The 2,353-nt window shown below is 70.8% G+C and carries 2 protein-coding genes and 1 pseudogene; 2 read left to right on the top strand and 1 reads right to left on the bottom strand.

Annotated features, from left to right (window positions below; genetic code table 11):
* Window positions 1-226 precede the first annotated feature (226 nt).
* Complete coding sequence (locus tag ABZ260_RS50080) at window positions 227-1,516, top strand: multicopper oxidase domain-containing protein (protein WP_355632750.1); 1,290 nt, start codon at window positions 227-229, stop codon at window positions 1,514-1,516.
* 2 nt (window positions 1,517-1,518) lie between these two features.
* Here the strand turns inward: ABZ260_RS50080 and ABZ260_RS50085 are convergent.
* A pseudogene (locus ABZ260_RS50085) lies at window positions 1,519-1,707 on the bottom strand (transcriptional regulator); the annotation flags it as partial.
* Window positions 1,708-1,933: 226 nt separating this feature from the next.
* On the opposite strand from ABZ260_RS50085, the gene ABZ260_RS50090 reads away from it, so the two are divergent.
* Window positions 1,934-2,353 (top strand): alcohol dehydrogenase catalytic domain-containing protein (locus tag ABZ260_RS50090; protein ID WP_355632747.1); only part of this gene is annotated, 420 nt, incomplete at its 3' end.

The raw sequence follows: 2,353 nt of genomic DNA on the forward strand, positions 1-2,353 counted from the left end.
GTCCAGGACCATCGAGGGCACCAGCGCGACCCCCAGCCCGGCCTCCACGAAGCGCAGCACGGCGTCCATCTCCACCGGCGAGGCCCTTGCCAGCGCGCTGCCGCTGCCCAGGCCGTTCACCGTACCGCTGCCCGTCCCCGCACTCGCCCTGCCGGTACGGCCGGGCCACTACGAGGTGGTCCAGCGCGCGGCCAGGGTGGAGATCATCCCCGGTACCACGACCGAGGTGTGGGGGTTCGGCGGAACCTTCCCCGGGCCGACCTTCGACCTGCGCCGCGGCGGCCGTACCACCGTCAGGGTGCGCAACGAGTTGCCGGTGCCCACCTCCACCCACCTGCACGGCGGCGTCACCCCACCCGACTCCGACGGTTACCCGACCGATCTCGTGGTGCCCGCGGGCCAGGGGTTCGGGCCGCCGCCGGGAGGCCACTCCCAGCACGACCTGTCGTCGTGGACGTTCCACTCCGGGGCCAGGGACTACGTCTACCCGCTGGACCAGCGGGCCGCCACGCTCTGGTACCACGACCACCGGATGGACTTCACCGGTCCGCAGGTGTGGCGAGGGCTGGCCGGATTCCTGATCGTCCGCGACGACGAGGACGACGCGCTGCCACTGCCGAAGGGCGAGCGCGACATCCCGTTGATGATCTGCGACCGGTCCTTCGAGGAGGACGGCTCGTTCCGCTACCCGTCGCTCGACCCGAGCCTGCGGGTCACGGCGGGGGTCGAGGACGCCTACATGGAGGGTGTCGAAGGCGATGTGATCCTGGTCAACGGCGCCCCGTGGCCGATCCTGGAGGTGTCGGCCACCCGCCACCGGCTGCGCCTGCTCAACGCCTCCAACGCCCGCCGCTACCGGCTGGAGCTGTCTCCCGGCAGCCGTTTCACACAGGTCGGCAGCGACGCCGGGCTGCTGGCCGCGCCGGTGACGCACGCCGCGGTCACCATCGCCCCCGCCGAACGGTTCGACCTGGTCGTGGACTTCTCCGACTACCCGGTGGGCAGTGAGGTGACCCTGGTCAACACCCTGGGGAGCGGCCCCACCAGGAACGTGCTGCGCTTCCTGGTCACTCACCGGGCCGTCGACGACAGCGCGATCCCGAAACGGCTGTCACGGCCGGAGCCCGCCGAGCGGTCCTCGGCGGTGACCAGCAGGACGTTCGACTTCCGCGCCACCAGGCGGGGGCCGGGTGCCCTTTGGACGATCAACGGGCAGCCCTTCCGGCCGGGCAGCCCGCTGGCCCGCCCGCGTCTCGGCACGGCCGAGATCTGGCGCTTCACCAGCGACTTCCACCACCCGGTGCACGTGCACCTGGCCCACTTCCAGGTGCTCTCCCGCAACGGCAGGCCGCCCGCCGCCACCGACGCGGGCTGGAAGGACACCGTGGACGTGCGGCCGTACGAGGTCGTGGAGGTGCTCGTCCGCTTCGAAGGCCACCGAGGCCGGTACATGACGCACTGCCACAACCTGGAACACGAGGACATGGCGATGATGGCCGACTTCGAGGTGGTGTGATCGTCGTCGAGATGCAGGGCACGGGCGACGCCGTCCAGGACGCCACCGGAGGCGCCGGACAGGTTGCCGCGCTCCAGCCGCACTTAGTGGTCGACCGAGACGCCGGCCGGCATCGCGACCTCCTCCCGGCGCAACCCCTTGACCCGCCGGGTGCCGCCGTAGGCGGGCAGCCCGGCCTGCTCGGGGGTGATGCGGGCCCGGCGGGAGGCGAGGAACTACTGGATTTCGGCGCGATCGTCCGTATTTCCACGGTATGCGAGGGTCTCTGAGCGAGGCAGGTACTGGCGTTACCTGGAACGACAGGCACTGCCTCTACCTGGCGAAAGAACGTTTGCTGGAGCTGAGCCGCCTCGGCGGCCGGGCCGTCCCGGGGCAGGGCTCGCACCGGCAGCGATAACGACCAGGGAGAAGACGGATATGCGAGCGACGTTCATGTACGGGGCGGGAGACGTGCGGATCGAGACAGTTCCCGACCCGGCGCTGCAGGAGCCCACCGACGCGCTGGTGCGAGTTGTGCGGGCCTGCGTCTGCGGGTCGGACCTGCACCCGTACCGCACGATGCCCGCCGATTCCGAGGGCAGCCCGATGGGCCATGAGTTCGTCGGTGTCGTGGAGGAGACCGGCTCGCAGGTCGCCACCCTGCGCAGAGGCGATGTGGTGATCGCGCCGTTCGCGTGGTCGGACGGCACCTGCGAGTTCTGCCGGGAGGGGCTGCAGACGTCCTGCCTGCACGGTGGTTTCTGGCACCACCCGGCCTGGCGGCGAAGATCCGGCAGTGGGCCGACGTGGCGATCGCCCGATCGGCCAACATGTGGGACTTCCGCAAGTACTCCGAGA

Origin of the sequence: Streptosporangium sp. NPDC006013 (assembly GCF_040614275.1) — a bacterium.
In the GTDB taxonomy this organism is placed as follows: Bacteria; Actinomycetota; Actinomycetes; order Streptosporangiales; family Streptosporangiaceae; genus Streptosporangium.